A 15958-nucleotide genomic window follows, 5' to 3' on the forward strand; every position below is an offset into this window, starting at 1 on the left:
AGTTCCATCACACCTGAATGATCACAGCGGTGGCCGTCTGCTTGTCATCCGGCTACGAGCACACTCGTTCCTACTCGTTTGCGCTTGTATGCGCCGGCCACGACGAGCACGGGCGGCCCTGCCGGCCCGGGTACCAGCTCACATCCCGATGTGCGGCTGGAGTACTAGGTCAGCTCATCTTGGCCCTGTGCCGTGACAGCCAGCCCAACAGAGCGCTGGCGCTGTATCACGATAGGCGCGAACTCTTCGTCAGGGAGCTGGGAAGCGAACCGGGACAGCAGTTGGGAGTGCTGTATCAGGCCATTATCAACGAGGACCCCAACCTTTCCACAGGCGCGGATAACGCATTCCTCTCACCGGAGACATCAGTGGAATCCTGAGCCTGCCGAACACTCTGTTCCGTCAGGTTCTCCACGGCCGCCGCCCGACGCCTTTGTTCCGGAACGGACGCCAGGGTTCCCTACCCGTTCATGGACGTGTGAGGGTGGAAGTACGGGGCGCGGCAGCGCGAGTCCTTCGAGCACTTCGGCGAGCTCATCGCCGAGCTGTTCAAGCTGGCCGCGCTGCTGGTCTTCGGCGCGCTCATCACCCCGGCCCTGCTGGGCGCGGTCGGCTGGACCGGCTGGCTGTTCGCCGTGCCGGCGCTGGTGGCCGCCCGGCCGATCGCGATCTGGATCTCCTTCCTCGGCTCGGGGCTGTCGGTGCGCGAGCAGGCCGCGGTGGCCTGGTTCGGCCCCAAGGGCTTCGCGTCGGTGGTGTACGGCCTGATCGTCCTGGGCTCGGGCATCGCCGCGGCGGACGAGGTCTTCCAGCTGGTCGCGGTGACCATCGTGTTGTCGATCCTGCTGCACTCCTCCACCGACATCGTCGTGGCGCGCTGGTTCGACGACGAGCGCGAGGTGCCCGCCTGGTACGGCGTCGCCGGCCGGGTCCGCGCCCGCCTGCGGGGCAGGGACACGGCCGGCGACGAATCGTCGTAGCCCCTGCCGGGTGAGCAAGGGCGTGCCCGTCTCACGTCATAGTCAAGATCGCTCCAATCGCGTGGCTCCTGGTACGGTGGCGGCAGGTGAGCCGGGAAGTCTGGTCGGCACGTCATACTCCGTCGAGCGAAGGATGTGCCGTGCGCGCCCGTGACCTGCTTGCCGATTTCCCGGTGGTCGGACTGGACTCACCCGTCATCGAGGCGGCCAGGCTCCTGGCCGACCAGGACCTGCCCGGTCTCATCGTGATCGATGACGATGGATCCCCGCTGGCCATCCTGCCCGGCACCGAGGTGCTGCGCCTGGCCGTGCCCGCCTACTGCCAGGACGATCCGGCCCTGGCCCGGGTGGTCGACGAGGCCCACGCCGACGGCTTCCTGCGCGGGCTGAGTGATCGGACGGTGCGCGAATGCCTGCCGCCCCGGCCGCGTGAGCTGCCGGTCGCCGACCCCGACGCCACCGTCCTGGAGCTGGCCGCGCTGATGGCCCGCACGCACAGCCCGCTGGTCGCCGTACTGGCCGAGGGCCGGCTGGTCGGCGCGGTCACGCTGCAGGCGCTGCTGGACCGGGTGCTGGCCGCATGAGCGTGCTCGCCTGGGTGTCGGTGGCGGTGTTCCTGTGCGCGTACGCGCTGATCGCCACCGAGAAGATCCACCGGGTCGCCGCCGCTCTCGGTGGCGCCGGCATCATGTTGCTGATCCATGCCACCGACGCGGAGGCGGCGTTCTTCTCCGAGCATGCCGGCATCGACTGGAACGTCGTCTTCCTGCTGCTGGGCATGATGGTCATCGTCGGGGTGCTCAAGGAGACCGGCGTCTTCGAGTACCTGGCGATCTGGGCCGCCAAGAAGGCCCGGGGGCGGCCGTTCCGGCTGATGGTCCTGCTGGTGCTCATCACCGCATCGGCGTCGGCGCTGCTGGACAACGTCACCACCGTGCTGCTGATCGCACCGGTCACGTTCCTGGTGTGCGAGCGCCTCGCCCTGCCTGCGGCGCCGTTCCTCATCGCCGAGGCGATGGCCTCCAACATCGGCGGGGCCGCCACCCTGGTCGGCGATCCGCCCAACATCATCATCGCCAGCCGGGGGAACCTGAGCTTCAACGACTTCCTCGTGCACATGGCGCCCCTGGTCGTCGTGCTCATGGTCGTGTTCGTCGGGCTGTGCTGGTTCATGTTCGGCCGCTCCTTCACCTACGACCCCGAGCGGGCGGCGCAGATCATGGCCCTGGACGAGCGCGAGGCGATCGCCGACCGGCGGCTGCTGTGGCAGAGCCTGGTCGTGCTCGCCCTGGTGATGGCCGCGTTCGTGCTGCACCCGGTGCTGCACTACGAGCCGTCGGTGGTGGCGATCCTGGGCGCCGGGATCCTGGTGGCCGCCACGAAGGTGACGACCGAGCAGGCGATCGCCGAGGTGGAGTGGCCCACCCTGGTGTTCTTCGCCGGCCTGTTCGTCATGGTCGGCGCCCTGGTCGAGACCGGCGTCATCGGGCAGCTGTCCGAGGCCGCGGTCGGCGCCACCGCCGGTGAGCTGGAGCTGACCACCATGGGCCTGCTGGGGGCCTCGGCCGGGCTGTCGGCCATCGTGGACAACATCCCGTACGTGGCGACCATGAGCCCGATCGTCGAGCAGCTCGTACAGGCCAACGGCGGCAACGATCAGGCCCAGGTGCTGTGGTGGGCGCTCGCTTTCGGCGCCGACCTGGGCGGCAACGCCACCGCGGTCGGCGCCGCGGCCAACGTGGTCGTCCTCGGCATCGCGGCCCGCAACCGCACGCCGATCAGCTTCTGGCAGTTCACCAAGTACGGCCTCATCGTCACGGTGGTGACCGTCGCGCTGGTCGCGCCGTACCTGTGGCTGCGCTACCTCATGTAGCGCTCGCGGGACCGGCGCGCCGTAGTGGGAGCACCGCAGGAGGAGCCATGACGACGGTCCCCGGCCGTCCCGGCGAGCTCTCCGGCCTGCTGTCGAGCACCGGCGTCGGTCTCCGAACCGCGGTTCTTCATGAGCCCGTCGAACGGCTCGACCGTCTCGTCTTCGACCGTGTGAGCCATGTCCTGGGGTCCGCGCGGAGCCGCTGAGAGAACGATCCGCGCTCCGGAATGGACGGCCGGCCGGTGACGGGATAATTTAGTTGCTAGTTCGCAACTAGTGTTAGGTAGCAAATGAACGACCGGGAGTATCTCCTCGAACTTCTCGCCTCGATGCAGCGCGACCTGATGCCGTCGCTGATGCGGATGCACGAGAGCGACGACCTGCGGATGCTCGACAGCGTCATGCTGCAGGTCCTCGACCGGGGCGGTGCGCCGACGGTCAAGGAGCTGGCGGCCCTGGTCGGCCGGTCGGTCTCGCGGACCAGCCGGATCGTCGACGGCCTCGTCCGGCGCGGACTCGCCGAGCGGCAGGAGGACGAGGCCGACCGCCGGGTGCGCAGGATCCGCATCAGCGAGGAGGGGGTCGCGGTCCTGCGGAGGATCCGGGAGATCCGGATCGACGGGCAGCTGGCGCTCTGGGAGCAGTTCACGGAGGAGGAGCGGGGGGTCGTGCTCCACTCCATGGAGATCTACGCGAAGGCCGCGAGGAGGATAAGGGATGAAACTGATCCACCTGTCTGAGATCGACTCCTCCATGATCGACCTGGCGGGCGGGAAGGCCGCCGGGCTCGGCGAGATGGTCAGGGCGGGTGAGCGCGTTCCGGACGGCTTCTGCCTGACCGTCGAGTCCTACACCTCCGGGGATCTCCCGGAGGAGGAGCTGATCAGCGCCTACGAACGGCTCGGCGGCGGGCGCGTGGCCGTGCGTTCCAGTGCCACCGCCGAGGATCTGCCGGACGCCAGTTTCGCCGGCCAGCAGGACACCTACCTCGACGTCGAGGGCGCCGGCCCGCTCGTCGAGGCGGTCCGCAGGTGCTGGGACTCCCTGCACACCGAACGCGCCGTGGCCTACCGCGCCGCGATGGGCATCGATGAGGCCGCCATGGCCGTGGTGGTCCAGCGCATGGTCGACCCTGTGGTCGCGGGGGTGCTGTTCACCGCCGACCCGATCACCGGCTGCCGCACCGAGATGGTCGTCGACGCCGCTCCCGGACTGGGCACCGCCATCGTCGAGGGCACCGTCGTCCCCGATCACTACGTCCTCGGCCACCAGGCGGCCGTACCGGACGCGGGCGGCTGCCTCGGCCGGGAGCAGCTCGGAAGGCTGCGGGACGCCGGGCGGCGGCTGCAGGAGCACTTCGGCTCGCCGCAGGACGTCGAGTGGGCGATCGACGCGGACGGCACGCTGTGGCTGCTGCAGTCCCGGCCGATCACCACCCTGTTCCCGGCCCCGCCGGACACCGGCGACATGCGGCTCTACCTGGAGGTCGGCCACATCCAGGGGATGCTCCGGCCGGTCACGCCGATGGGGGTGTCGCTGCTCAAGATGGGCTCGGGCATGTGGTTCGGAGCCGTGGGCGCCACGGTCGATCCGCGCGATCCGCTGCCCCGGCTGGTCCCCATCGGCGGGCGCCTCTATTTCGATCTGACCGATTTCATCCGCAGCACGACCATGCGGGAGGGGCTGCGGACGTCGCTGGAGGTGTACGGGCCGCGGGTGCGGGGCGCCGTCGAGCGCATGCTGGACGATCCGCGGTTCGCCCCGCGGCGCGGCCTGCCGTTCCGCCCGGGCAGCGCGGTGAAGATGACGGCACGGCTGGCGCCCGGTGCGGTCCTCGGCCTCGTCCGGAGCCTGGCGCGGCCGGACGCCGCCCGGGCCAGGGCCTACCGCGCCGTGCAGGAGATCAGGCGACAGACGACACCGCCGCGCGAGCCGGCCACGGCGGCCGAGCGGCTCCGCTGGGTGGTCGAGGACTCCCACCGGGCGGTCATGAGTCCCGACATGATGGGCATCGTGTGGCCGCTGATGGCCGGGATGATCGCCGGCATGGTGCCGTCCGGGCTGCTCGACGGCGTCGCCACCCAGGAGGAGCTGGACGTGGTCCTGGGCGGGATGCCCTACAACGTGACCACGGAGATGGACCTCGCGCTCTGGGGCGTCGCGGTGAACGCGCGCGAACACCGCGAGCTGTTCCTCGGCACCCCGCCGCACGAGCTCGCCGCGAAGTACCTCGCGGGAGAGCTCCCCGGCATCGGGATGGCCGGCTTCCTCGACAGGTACGGCATGCGCGCGGCCGCCGAGATCGACGTCGGGATGCCCCGCTGGGCGGAGGACCCGGCCCCCCTCTTCGCCACGATCGCCAACTACCTCCGGGTGGACGACCCCGAACAGGCGCCCGACCTGCGGTTCGAGCGGGCTGCGGAGCGGGCGGAGAAGATGATCGGGACGCTGTCGCGGCGGGCGCGGCGCACCAGACCGGTGCGCGGCCGGCTCGCGGCCTTCCTCATGCGCCGCTCGCGCAAGCTCACCGGGCTCCGGGAGATCGGGAAGTTCGCCTGGCTGCCGGCGATCCAGGCGGCGCGCCGCCAGCTCCTGCTGATCGGCGACGACCTGGCCTCCCGCGGCCTGCTGGAGAGCGCCGACGACATCATGTTCCTCGACCTGTCCGAGGTCCGGGCCGCCGTACACGGCGGAGCCGACCTTCGGGGCCCGGTCGCGGCGCGACGCGCCGAGTACACGCGGGAGCTGCGGAGGCCCACCGTCCCGGGAGCCCTCCTGTCCGACGGGACCGACGTGGAGGCGCTCGCCCCGCAGGGGCCCGTGGAAGACGGGGTGCTGACCGGGATGCCGGGGGCCGCCGGCCGCGTGACCGGCAGGGCGCGGGTGATCCGCGACCCGGCCGGCGCGCACATCGAACCGGGCGAGATCCTCGTGGCCCCCACGACGGACCCCGGCTGGACCCCGCTGTTCATGACGACGGCCGGGCTGGTGACCGAGACCGGATCACCGGTGGCGCACGGCCCCACCGTCGCCAGGGAGTACGGCATCCCGGCCGTCATCTGCGTCCGCAACGCCACCCATGAGATCAGGACCGGGCAGCTGATCACGATCGACGGAGCCGCGGGCACGGTGCGGCTGGAAGAGAACGGCTGACGACCACCGCGGGGAGCCGCTACCGGTAGATCACCGGCTTCCGCTCCTCTCCCGGGAACACCATGACCAGAAGCTGGACGGTGCCGTCGGGCACGTCGATGTGCTCCCGGGCTGCCTTGCGGCCCCGCACATGGACCCGGACCCGGTACCGTCCCGCTCCCCCGGCGGCCAGGTCGGGCAGTTCGTCGCCGTTGCCGTCCACCAGGACCAGGGCACCGGTCCCGGTCGTGTAGCCGACCTCGACGACCTGCTCCCAGCCGCGGGTCTCCACCGGCGGGCGCCTGGTGTAGGCCTCACCGGTCACGCAGGCGTGGCCGATCTCGTCGGCGGCCCAGACCTCCAGCACCCCATCTCCGCCTCCGACCAGGTCCGCGACCCTGTCGGAGGCCTCCTCGCCCTCCCGCCCCTCGTCCCAGGCGTGGATGGTCCAGAACTCCGTCCACATGGTGGCGCGGGCCTGCCGTACCGGCCTGATCCTCGGGCGGTGGCGGGGGTGGGCGGCGCAGGCGTTCTCCGCGGCGGCGTAGAACGCCTTCTCCTCCGCCTGCCGCCGCTCGCCCTCGGCCTGCAGCACCCTGTCCACCGCCGGGCACATCTCCGCCAGGGCCCCGGTCAGCGGCCCGCCCGCAGCCTCGCCCATCATCTGCTGTACGGCCTTCGCCCCGGTGTCGCCGCCGTGCCGTGTGGCCGCGTGGCACAGGTTGCGGCCGTAGGCGATCAGCGCCCGGTCGGGCATGCCGGCCAGCTGCGGCACGCCGGGCCCGTCGGCCCCGAAGCCGTCGGACCGCACCCGGCACAGGAACGCCTTCTCCCGCTCGCTCATCGCGGGCACCCGGACGTCGCCGAACCCGGCGCAGTCGAGGTCGCCGGAGTCGCTCACCCGGTCCGGCCGGCCGTCACCCGCCGCGGCGAGCAGCAGCGCGGCCACGACCGCGACCGTGACCGCCGCCCGGGCCGGGCGGCCGCGCCGTACCGGCCGCGTCCTGGCCGGCGGGCGGGCCGCGAGCGCCGTCAGGACCGCGGGGACGAGAGTGCAGAAACCGTCCAGGAGGATCCGGTTCACCAGCTCCGGCGGGCCCCACACGCTCAGGCAGTCCCGGTCGAGGGCCGCGTCGACCGTGAGCAGCGCGGGCGCGGGCAGCGAGACGACGAGCATGGTCCCGGCGGCCGCGAGGCCGATGGTCCGGCCGAGCCGGGGCCGGCCGGCCCGGGTGCTCAGCAGCCAGCCGGCGAAGGCCACGACGACCAGGGGCGCGAAGCCGTACCAGAACAGCGGGAGCCCGCGCAGGAGCCCGAGAACACCCCGCACCTCGCGGTTGATCTCATAACCGGCGCACCATCCCGACGACATCCACGCGAAGACCCGTTCTCCCCCGTCCCCGCTCAGGAGCGCGCCCACCCAGAAGTACAGATCCGGGGCCGACGCCGCCGCCAGTGCCGCCGCCCACAGGGCCAATGATCGTCGAGACACGGAAGCGAAGGATATTCGGTGCGCTCGGCGGCCGGGCGCGTCAGGAGGCCGCGGCGGCGGCGGCGCGTTCGTCCCGGCCGGCGCCCGCCGCGCAGGTGAGAACGGTGGCGCCGCGGGCCCGCATGACCGCGGGACCCCTGTCGGCCCCCGCGGCGGCGGGTCCACGGGCCGGTGAAAATCAGGTGACATCTCGCGTTATTTGCCGGATGGTGGGACGTGGTCGATCAGTTTTGTCGGTGGGGCCCGGCACTCTTTATATGACCGCAACTCCGTGTGAGACCGAAGGCTGGAACGCCAGCCGCGACCACGCCATGTCCGACAATCCCGATCGAGGTATCGTGTCCAGCCAACTGCTCGACTCACCCGCCAAAACCGCGGCCCGCGTCTCAGGCCGCACACCGGCCGTGATCCGGCTGCTGGTGCTCGCCACATTCGTCGTCATCCTCAACGAGACGCTCCTGCTCAACGCGATCCCGGAGCTGATGACCGCGCTGAGCATCGACGCGCAGACCGCGCAGTGGCTCTCGACGGCCTTCATGCTGACCATGGCCGCGGTCATCCCGATCACCGGGTGGTTCCTGCAGCGGGTGTCCACCCGCAGCGCGTACGCCACCGCGATGAGCCTGTTCCTGGCCGGCACGGCGCTGGCCGCGGCCGCGCCCTCGTTCGAGGTGCTGCTGGGCGCCCGCATCGTCCAGGCGTCCGGGACGGCCGTGATGATGCCGCTGCTGATGACCACGCTGATGCAGGTGGTGCCCGAGCAGGACCGGGGCCGGGTGATGGGCAACGTCACGCTGGCCATCTCGGTCGCGCCCGCCATGGGTCCGGCGATCTCGGGGCTGATCCTCCAGTTCGGGTCCTGGCGCCTGCTGTTCGTCCTGGTGCTCCCCATCGCGGCCCTGATCGCCTGGGGCGGGCTGAAGCAGCTCAAGAACGTCGGCGAACCCAAGCTTGGCACCGTCGACTGGTTCAGCGTGGTCGCCGCCGCCGCCGGCTTCGGCGGCCTGGTCTACGGGCTCAGCCGGTTCGAGGGCGGTGACGTCGGCACCGCCGCCGCGATCGTGGCGGGTGGCCTGGCCACCATCGTCGTCTTCGTCTTCCGCCAGCTGTCGCTGCAGAAGCGCGACGCGCCGCTGCTGGACCTGCGCACCCTGCGCCACCGCACCTACACGGTCGCGCTGATCCTGATGTCGGTGGCCTTCATGGCGATGCTCGGCTCGATGATCCTGCTGCCGCTGTACCTGCAGAACGTCCGCGGGCTCGCCGCTCTGGAGACCGGCCTCCTCATGATGCCGGGCGGCCTCGCGATGGGACTGCTCGGCCCGACCGTCGGCCGCCTGTTCGACCGGTTCGGCGGCCGGGTCCTGGTCGTCCCCGGCGCGATCGGGATCATGCTCGCGCTCACCGGTTTCACCCAGATCACGATGACCACGCCGTACTGGCAGCTCCTCGGCCTGCACGCGCTGCTGATGGTGAGCCTGGCCGCGACCTTCACCCCGGTGTTCACCCTCGGGCTCGGAGCGCTCCCCCCGCGGCTCTACTCCCACGGCAGCTCGATCCTGAGCACGCTGCAGCAGGTCGCCGCGGCCATCGGCACCGCGCTCGTGATCACCGTGATGAGCGCGCGGGCCGACGCTCTGAAGGCCACCGGAGTCACCGAGGCGCTCGCCAGCCTCGACGGCATGCGGCTGGCCTTCATCATCGGCGCGGCGCTGTCCGTGGCCGTGGTCGTCACCGCCCTGCTCCTGCCGGCCCGGGCGGAGAACGCCGGTGAGATCACGGGGGCCGGCCACTGAACCCCGCGGGACGGCGGCCGTCGCGGGGTGGGAGGCCTCAGGGGCCCGTTCAGGCTCCTCGGTGCGTGTGGTGCCTGACGAGCGGGGCCAGCTCCGGTGAAAAACCCGCGACGATCTGCCGGACCCGTATCCCGGCGAGCGGACCCAGGGCGTCGTAGAGCTCGGCGAAGATCTCGTAGGCGCGCCTGCGCGGCCAGCCGGCCGGGAGCAGTTCCGCGGGCAGGTCGGGATCGAGGCTGGGGAAGTGCAGCCAGGCGTACACGAGCCCGGTGCGGGCCCTCAGCGCCTCCGCCGCGCCGATGGTGCCCGCCCGGGCGCGTTCCAGCCACCGTTCCCAGCCGGTCGCGAACCCGTCGTAGCGTGACCTGATCTCGTCGAGGTCCCACGCGTCGAGCGGATCGACGCCGTGGGGGACCACCGGCAGGACCTGCGCGGTCATGATGGTGTCGAGCAGGATCGCCGTCGACGCCCGGCTCGCGAGCCCGTAGCCGGTCCGCCTGCCCGCCCTCGACTGCTCCAGCACGCTCGATCGACTGGGCCGTCGCGGGAACAGCCGCCGCACCGGCCTGCCCGCCTTCATCGGCAACCTCGACGTGGGCCACTACGGAACCTTCTCCCAGCCCAACGGCGGCGAGTTCGGCCGGGTGGGCTCCGCCTGGCTCAAGTGGCGGCTCAAGGGCGGCACCGCCGCCAGGGCCCAGTTCGTCGGCTCCTCCTGCGGGCTGTGCGCCACCGAATGGGACGTTCGGCAGAAGAACCTGAGCTGACCGCCGCCGGCTCCTGCCCCTGACCCGCCGCCCACGGTCCCGGCCGCCCTCCGGGAACACCGACGCCCGCCTCATCCGGGACCTCCCGGATGAGGCGGGCGTCCGGCGTCGGCCGTACCTCGTGATCCGAACGATCATTGCGATGCCGCCCGTCCGGGGAACACGCCGCACCGCGCACGATCCCGCCTTCCGGGCCGGACCGGGTGCGCCCCGGCCGGCCGCCGTGCACGGATATGACCCGGCGCCGGAAAAAACCGGCCTCTTACCCGTCCTCGCGCAACCCCGGCGGCGCCGGAGAAGAAGAAGGAATCGCGGAGCCGCCCGCCTCCGGGACGGCCCGACTATGCTTGCGATATCAGGGACCGGGAACCCCGCTCCTTCTGGTAGGACGGGTTACCACTGGCCGCCCCGCATGCCGCCATGCACGAGCCTTTGCCATGAAGGGTTCTCGTGAACCGCTAAAGTACACAGCACCACAACACCATTTGGAGCATGACATGGCTAAGAAGGTCGTGGAGACTTTCGTCGACGACCTCGACGGTGGCGAGGCCTCGGGCACCATTGCCTTCGCCATCGAGGGCGCTGCCTACGAGATCGACCTGAGCGACGAGAACGCGGACAAGCTCCGCAGGGCTCTGGCTCCTTTCATCAATGCCGCCCGCCCGGTCCGCCAGGAGAAGCCGGGACGCGGCCGCAAGGGGAGCGGAACCGGCAGCCGCGCCGTGGACCGCGAGAAGAGCGCCAAGATTCGGGAATGGGCCAAGGCGCGCGGGAAGAACGTCAGCGAGCGCGGCCGGATCGCCTCGTCGATCGTGGAGGAGTACGAGAAGGAGCACTAGGAAATGCCGCGTGGTCCCCTCCGCAGAGGGGGCCACGTTTCCGGGGGATCCGCTTCCCCAGGGCGCACCGGGCCTTCTCCCCCGCCCCACCGTAAGTCTTTTCTTACATATTGCTTATATTCGGCACGGCCGGGACCGGTCGTCGATTCCGGGCCCGGGGCCGGGTTTCCGCCGGAGCGGCCGCCGGATTCGCGGTCACCGCCGTCCGGGTCCCCGTGCGTCGGCCCGGTCAGGACCGGCCGAGCCGTACGGTGACCGTCTGCGAGGCGCCGCCCCGGTCCGCGAGCCGCCCGAAGCCGAGCGTGAGCCCCGCCCCGGTCGTGGCGGCCGTCAGGAGCGGGTGCCCGCCGAGCACCCCGGCCACCGGCCGGTCCCAGGTCACCGTCAGCCCGTCCAGGTCGCGCCGGGGGTCCGACACGGTCAGCGTGGCCGTGCCGTCGCCCCTCTCCCTCACCAGGACCGCGCACGGCGCGGAGGCCGCCAGGCCGCCGGCCGCTCCGCCGTTCCAGAAGTTGACCGCGGTGAGCCCCAGGGACGGCACCCGGACGCCCTGCAGGCGGTCGGTGTTGGCCAGCACGCACACCCCGCCGGGGGCGGCGGCGCGGGCCCGCGTCCCGGCGGGGGTCGCGCCCGGCAGGAGCAGGTAGGCGTACCCCGCCGCGACGGGATCGACGCCGTGGTCGATCCAGAGGGTCGCGTAGCCCCGGGTCGCCGGACCACCGGCCCGCTCACCGCCCGTGCGCCGCTCGCGCAGCGTGTGCAGGCGGCCGCCGCCGAGGAGGACGTACCCGCCGTGCCCCTCCAGGTGCGCCCAGCCCGCCTGCCCGTCCGCACCGCCGCCGACGGTGAGCGCCGCGTCGGTCCTGCGGTTGTCCACGATCGTCTCGACCGGCACGCCGTCCCCGGCGGTGATCCCGGCGCCCAGGCAGACCACCGCGTCGTCGAGGAAGAACCACGACTTGAAGGCCTCCAGCGTGCTGGCGAAGCCGCCCAGGTGCTGGCCGACCGCCCCGTACACGCCGTCGGTGGCCCCGCCCACCCAGCGCCACGGCGGGCAGGTCTCGCCCCACCCCTCGCCCTCGCCGTCGGCCAGCCGCCGGGTGGAGACGGTCGTCCCCGGCAGCCGGTAGGGGTCGACGGTGGACCAGAAGGAGTCGGAGTACTGGTCTCCGTGGCCCTCCCCCCACCAGTAGAGCATCCCCGATCCGGTGTGCCAGCCGCGCAGGTTCTCGCCGTTGCCGTGCTCGTAGTGGCCGATCCGGTCCGAGGCCATGCTGAGCCCCGCGCACCAGCCCGGCCTGCGGTGGACGGCCCGGGCGCTCATCGCCAGCAGCCGGTGCCCGGCGGGTTCGCCGGCCGCGGGGATCGCCTCGTCGGCCAGGACCGCGGCGAGCCGGGCGTGGAACTCCAGGTCGCCGCGCTCGGCCGCCTCCAGCATGGGCACGGTGGTGTCCCGCAGCGCCCACCCCTTGACCACGGCCTGCCAGCGGGCCCGTTCGGCGGCGGAGGCCGCCTGCCCGAGCAGCAGGATCGCAGAGGCGATCTCGCGCCCCCTCCGGTGGTCGCCGTACGGCTCCCTGCCGACCGCGCGGCCGCTGAAGAGGTCCATGCAGAGACCGTCGTGCACGGCCGGAGCGAACGACCTCTCGACCGCGTCGAAGACGACCTGCCGGGCCGGATCGGTGATCTCCCACGGCGAGCCGCGCAGCACCGCCAGCAGCGTCGCGATCCCGGACAGCAGCGACGCCCCGTACGTGCCCTGGTAGGGAACGGTCGTGTGCTGGAGGAACGAGCCGTCCCGGTAGAACCCGTCCCCCTCGGAGACGTGGCGGAAGACCGGGGAGAGCGCCGAAGCTGCCAGCACGGCCCTGTCCGGGTCGGCGTCGAGGATCGCGCGTAGCAGCGTCACCGTGCACAGGTCCACCCGGTTGGCCCCCGTGCTGGTGCCGCTGTAGTCGTCCAGGCGGCACGCGGGGACGAAGTGGTCCACCGCGTTCCGCAGCGCCCGCACCTGGCGGTCCGTCAGGTGCGGGCCGACCAGCAGGGCGGCGTCCAGGAGCTTCTTCGGGGCGCCGATCTCCCAGTGCCACCAGTTGCCCACCGGGTCCGCGCCCACGGCGTACACCCGCCGCCGGTAGTGGTCGACGCCGGCCGCGACGGCGGCGGCCAGGCCGGCGTCGCCGGTCAGGCCGGTCCCCGGCAGGACGTACGCGCGGGCCATGGCCTGCAGCCGGGCCGGGGTGGCGGTGAGCGAGGGGAACGGCAGGCCGGGCCAGAGCGACGCGCCGGCCGGCGACATGGCGTCCCGGTACCCGGCCGCCCGCGCGCCCAGCTCCGCCAGCCGGGTCCGGTACGGCTCGGCCTCCGCGTCGAACCCCGGGCCCGCCGTCACCTCCCGCCACCGGCGGCGCAGCAGGGCGAAGGCGTCGTCTCCCGCGCGCGGATCGCCGGTCGCGGGTACGGCGTGTGCCGGGATCAGCGCTCCCGCCGCGGCGGCACCGCCGAGCCGGAGGAACGATCGCCTGGAATATCCGGTCACGCACAGATTATGGAGATCACCGGCTGGAGATCGCACCCGCGCGCACCTGCTGCGCGCCGAGCACGGCCAGGCCGCCGCCGCGCCGGCGCGCTCGCTGGAGCTGGTGCACGAGCAGCGCTGGATGGCGTTCCTGCCCTGGCCGCAGGCTCTCCGGGCCGAGCTCGACTGCAGGCCGGGGTGACCGCGCCGCCGCCATGGAGTGGCTCGGCGAGGCGGCGTCCCGCTGCGGTCAGCCCGCCGCCGGTGCGGCCTCGTCCGGCCGGGTCCCGTCCTCCTGGGCCGCGAGGCTGTCGAGGAGCTTGAGGTACTCCCGGCCGCGATTGGTGATCCCGACGTAGGCCTGGAGGTCGAACCTGTCGTCGGGTCCCTGGTGGTCGATGCGGATGGCGTTGATCCCCGTCTCCCGGAGCGGGACCACGAACCGCATGGCGTCCAGCCGTTCCAGCTCGCGGACCATGTGGTTGGAGTACTGGACGTCGAACGGCCGGTCGGCGGCCAGCCCTCTCAGGTGCCGGAGCTCGTGCTTGGTCACGATGCCCGAGAGCGCCACCTGCAGGACGTGGATGTCGGACTCGATGGCCCGCTGGCGGTCCTCGATGCGACGCAGCCTGATCCGGCTCGCCCCGCCCGGGTCGAAGGTGAGGTCCTCGACCGAGTACTGGGAGAGCACGAGGACCGCCACCGCGACCAGGATCTCCGGGGTGGACAGGCGCCGGTCCGGGCCGATCAGGCCGAGCGGCACCAGGACGAGGTAGCCGACGAGGAGGGTCGCCGTCACCACGGAGATGATCTTCCTCGCCGGGAGGCGGCGCCCGGTGCGCGGATCGGAGGACATCTGTCACCACGCCCCTCTCCCCGGCCGGTCCGCCGGGTTCCACCACGAGGAGACTCTTCTTCCGGATACGGGTCAAGAGCCGTCCGTCCTTCTGTCGCGAATGACCCCGGCCACATATATGAGAACCATTCATGTCAAGCCCGGAAAAGATCGCGTGATCATTGACAACCGGGCGGCCCGGGAGGCCGTACGGGCACCCGGTACCGAATTCACGACCGACCGGTCACCAAGAGAAATCTCTAGAGAAGGCCAGGTTAAGGCGGGACCCCTCTTATCAGGGCCACCTAACCGGGGGTTTCGGATCGTCCATATTCATAATCTTATGCTATTTGAGTGACCTAAGTCTTTATTACGAATAACCTCCCGCCTTTACCTTCCCCGGGGATCATTGTCAGTCTAATATCGGGATCTATGTCGCGGCATGCATCAGATCCCCCAGACAAACTCGTCTGGCCATCTGGGCGCATCGGTGTCGCCGCCGGACGCGGCTCCGAGGACGAGGACCGGGAGCCCGAGCGGCTGGCGGCGTCCGGGTGGCGGAAGGCCGCCCTGACCGGAGTGGTCCTCGCGGTCGCGGGAGGCGCGGGGATCTGGGTCGCCGGATCCGGTTCCCAGGAGCCGGGGACCATGCTCGTGAACTCCACTCCCGCGCCCGCCCGCAGCGACTGGGAGGCGGTGCTCCCGCCGCCGGAGCAGGAGGAGACGGCCGGTTCCTCCTGGAAACCCCCGGCCGCCTCCGCGGAGAAGACGGAGAAGGCGGAGCCCCCGGCAGAGCCGTCGGCCTCCACCGGGCCCCGGGTGGAGACGCGGCCGTCCCGGCTGACCGTCAAGGAAGCGCAGCAGGTCCACGATCAGCATGCACGGAATCTCTCCATTACCCAGTTCACGATGGACAGCCGCGCGATGAGCAAGCTGGAACAGGGGCTCGCGCTGGAGATGTCGCAGGCGAATTTCGAGACCGCACGTATGCAGGGCACAAAAGTGCCGGCGGGACCATGGCCCAAGCCGAAGGTGTGGGTCCCCCGCGACACCAAAGGCACCACTGACTGGTTCCTGGCCGTCTCCCATCAGCAGGGCGTCGCCAGGGTCAGCAAAGTGATGACCCACACCTCTGCCGGATGGCGGCTGACGGCGTTCACCGCCGACCCCAGAACCCCTCCGGCGGCGTTGCCCGGCATCGCGACCGACACCGGCGGATACGCCACCAGCCTGCCGGAGAACGCCTCCGGGCTGCTCGCGACCCCGCGCCAGATCGCCCAGGCCCATCTGGAGAGCTTGGAGAGCACCACGCCGGATCCGCGGTTCGCCGGCGGCCCCTGGACCGACGAGGCCGTGCGGTTCTGGCGGCAGGAACGCGCGCAGCTGGAGCGGGCCGGGTGGCGGCTCTCGCTCTCCTACCTGCCCGAAGGCCCGGTGCGCTCGATCATGACCAGCGACGGGGGCGCGCTGATCTGGTACGGCGCCCGCTCCACCGACCTCCGCGAGGCGCGGCGTGACGGCGCGACGGTCACGTTGAAGGGAGCCGCGGCCGTCCGTACCGGCGGTGAGTCGTTCGCCCGTTCGGCGAGCGTGACCTACGGCCGCATGTACGCGGCCTACATCCCCCCAGCAGGTTCCAACGAGAAGGTCCGCGTGCTCGGCGAGTGGTCCGAGGTCCTGGAGAGCCACGGCACCTGACGTCCTCACCGGAAGGAGAGAAACGCTG

General features: G+C 71.6%; 13 protein-coding genes and 2 pseudogenes. 11 read left to right on the plus strand and 4 right to left on the minus strand.

Going from position 1 to position 15958, the window contains the following annotated elements; genetic code table 11:
• Positions 1 to 17 precede the first annotated feature (17 nt).
• From FHS22_RS39700 to FHS22_RS29670, 7 genes and pseudogenes are all read left to right on the plus strand, one after another.
• Positions 18 to 380 carry a BTAD domain-containing putative transcriptional regulator gene (locus tag FHS22_RS39700; RefSeq protein WP_184947051.1) on the plus strand — a complete coding sequence of 121 codons (363 nt, stop codon included), beginning with the start codon at positions 18 to 20 and terminating at the stop codon, positions 378 to 380.
• Positions 381 to 518: 138 nt separating this feature from the next.
• A pseudogene (locus FHS22_RS29645) lies at positions 519 to 980 on the plus strand (cation:proton antiporter domain-containing protein); the annotation flags it as partial.
• A gap of 140 nt (positions 981 to 1120) precedes the next feature.
• The gene (locus FHS22_RS29650) at positions 1121 to 1564 is read left to right on the plus strand and encodes a CBS domain-containing protein (protein WP_184947052.1); all 444 of its coding nucleotides are present in this window, start codon (positions 1121 to 1123) and stop codon (positions 1562 to 1564) included.
• Positions 1561 to 2853, plus strand: a complete 1293-nt coding sequence (locus tag FHS22_RS29655) for an ArsB/NhaD family transporter (protein WP_184947054.1) — start codon at positions 1561 to 1563, stop codon at positions 2851 to 2853. The genes FHS22_RS29650 and FHS22_RS29655 overlap by 4 nt, the downstream gene beginning before the upstream one ends.
• A 47-nt stretch (positions 2854 to 2900) precedes the next feature.
• Positions 2901 to 3059 (plus strand): hypothetical protein, encoded by a 159-nt coding sequence (locus FHS22_RS29660; RefSeq protein ID WP_184947056.1) that lies wholly within the window; start codon positions 2901 to 2903, stop codon positions 3057 to 3059.
• An 84-nt stretch (positions 3060 to 3143) separates the two neighbouring features.
• A complete protein-coding gene (locus FHS22_RS29665) occupies positions 3144 to 3593 on the plus strand; it encodes a MarR family winged helix-turn-helix transcriptional regulator (RefSeq protein WP_184947058.1) in 450 nt (149 codons plus the stop codon).
• The gene (locus FHS22_RS29670; RefSeq protein ID WP_184947060.1) at positions 3571 to 6006 is read left to right on the plus strand and encodes a PEP/pyruvate-binding domain-containing protein; all 2436 of its coding nucleotides are present in this window, start codon (positions 3571 to 3573) and stop codon (positions 6004 to 6006) included. The genes FHS22_RS29665 and FHS22_RS29670 overlap by 23 nt, the downstream gene beginning before the upstream one ends.
• Before the next feature lie 19 nt (positions 6007 to 6025).
• Here the strand turns inward: FHS22_RS29670 and FHS22_RS29675 are convergent, their stop codons facing one another.
• Positions 6026 to 7477 (minus strand): hypothetical protein, encoded by a 1452-nt coding sequence (locus FHS22_RS29675; protein WP_184947063.1) that lies wholly within the window; start codon positions 7475 to 7477, stop codon positions 6026 to 6028.
• Between the two features lie 338 nt (positions 7478 to 7815).
• Here FHS22_RS29675 and FHS22_RS29680 point away from each other — a divergent pair, with 338 nt between their 5' ends.
• A complete protein-coding gene (locus tag FHS22_RS29680; RefSeq protein WP_338048012.1) occupies positions 7816 to 9273 on the plus strand; it encodes an MDR family MFS transporter in 1458 nt (485 codons plus the stop codon).
• A gap of 49 nt (positions 9274 to 9322) precedes the next feature.
• Here FHS22_RS29680 and FHS22_RS29685 read toward each other — a convergent pair whose 3' ends face one another.
• Complete coding sequence (locus FHS22_RS29685; RefSeq protein WP_184947068.1) at positions 9323 to 9853, minus strand: PaaX family transcriptional regulator C-terminal domain-containing protein; 531 nt, start codon at positions 9851 to 9853, stop codon at positions 9323 to 9325.
• On the opposite strand from FHS22_RS29685, the pseudogene FHS22_RS29690 reads away from it, so the two are divergent.
• Together FHS22_RS29690 and FHS22_RS29695 are read left to right on the plus strand one after the other, a co-directional pair.
• Positions 9837 to 10040, plus strand: a pseudogene (locus FHS22_RS29690) (alpha/beta hydrolase); the annotation flags it as partial. The gene FHS22_RS29685 and the pseudogene FHS22_RS29690 sit on opposite strands and share 17 nt — an antisense overlap.
• Positions 10041 to 10537: 497 nt before the next feature.
• Entirely contained in the window at positions 10538 to 10879 is a 342-nt protein-coding gene (locus FHS22_RS29695; protein WP_184947071.1) for a histone-like nucleoid-structuring protein Lsr2, read from the plus strand.
• Between the two features lie 229 nt (positions 10880 to 11108).
• On the opposite strand, the gene FHS22_RS29700 is transcribed toward FHS22_RS29695, so the two are convergent.
• Together FHS22_RS29700 and FHS22_RS29705 are read right to left on the minus strand one after the other, a co-directional pair.
• Positions 11109 to 13418 (minus strand): polysaccharide lyase 8 family protein, encoded by a 2310-nt coding sequence (locus tag FHS22_RS29700; protein WP_184947074.1) that lies wholly within the window; start codon positions 13416 to 13418, stop codon positions 11109 to 11111.
• Positions 13419 to 13647: 229 nt separating this feature from the next.
• Entirely contained in the window at positions 13648 to 14196 is a 549-nt protein-coding gene (locus FHS22_RS29705; RefSeq protein WP_184947077.1) for a hypothetical protein, read from the minus strand.
• Between the two features lie 468 nt (positions 14197 to 14664).
• Between FHS22_RS29705 and FHS22_RS29710 the strand changes: the two genes are divergently transcribed.
• Positions 14665 to 15930 carry a DUF8094 domain-containing protein gene (locus FHS22_RS29710; protein ID WP_184947080.1) on the plus strand — a complete coding sequence of 422 codons (1266 nt, stop codon included), beginning with the start codon at positions 14665 to 14667 and terminating at the stop codon, positions 15928 to 15930.
• Positions 15931 to 15958: the final 28 nt, after the last annotated feature.

The organism is Thiemannella venezuelensis (assembly GCF_014203605.1).
Taxonomy (GTDB): domain Bacteria; phylum Actinomycetota; class Actinomycetes; order Streptosporangiales; family Streptosporangiaceae; genus Planomonospora_A; species Planomonospora_A venezuelensis.

What these genes read in the sequence shown, in the direction of transcription:
- FHS22_RS39700 (WP_184947051.1), top strand. Translation starts at nt 18, where the DNA reads ATGATCACAGCGGTGGCCGTCTGCTTGTCATCCGGCTACGAGCACACT.
- FHS22_RS29655 (WP_184947054.1), top strand. Translation starts at nt 1,561, where the DNA reads ATGAGCGTGCTCGCCTGGGTGTCGGTGGCGGTGTTCCTGTGCGCGTAC.
- FHS22_RS29660 (WP_184947056.1), top strand. Translation starts at nt 2,901, where the DNA reads ATGACGACGGTCCCCGGCCGTCCCGGCGAGCTCTCCGGCCTGCTGTCG.
- FHS22_RS29665 (WP_184947058.1), top strand. Translation starts at nt 3,144, where the DNA reads ATGAACGACCGGGAGTATCTCCTCGAACTTCTCGCCTCGATGCAGCGC.
- FHS22_RS29670 (WP_184947060.1), top strand. Translation starts at nt 3,571, where the DNA reads ATGAAACTGATCCACCTGTCTGAGATCGACTCCTCCATGATCGACCTG.
- FHS22_RS29685 (WP_184947068.1), bottom strand. Translation starts at nt 9,853, where the DNA reads ATGAAGGCGGGCAGGCCGGTGCGGCGGCTGTTCCCGCGACGGCCCAGT.
- FHS22_RS29695 (WP_184947071.1), top strand. Translation starts at nt 10,538, where the DNA reads ATGGCTAAGAAGGTCGTGGAGACTTTCGTCGACGACCTCGACGGTGGC.
- FHS22_RS29710 (WP_184947080.1), top strand. Translation starts at nt 14,665, where the DNA reads ATGTCGCGGCATGCATCAGATCCCCCAGACAAACTCGTCTGGCCATCT.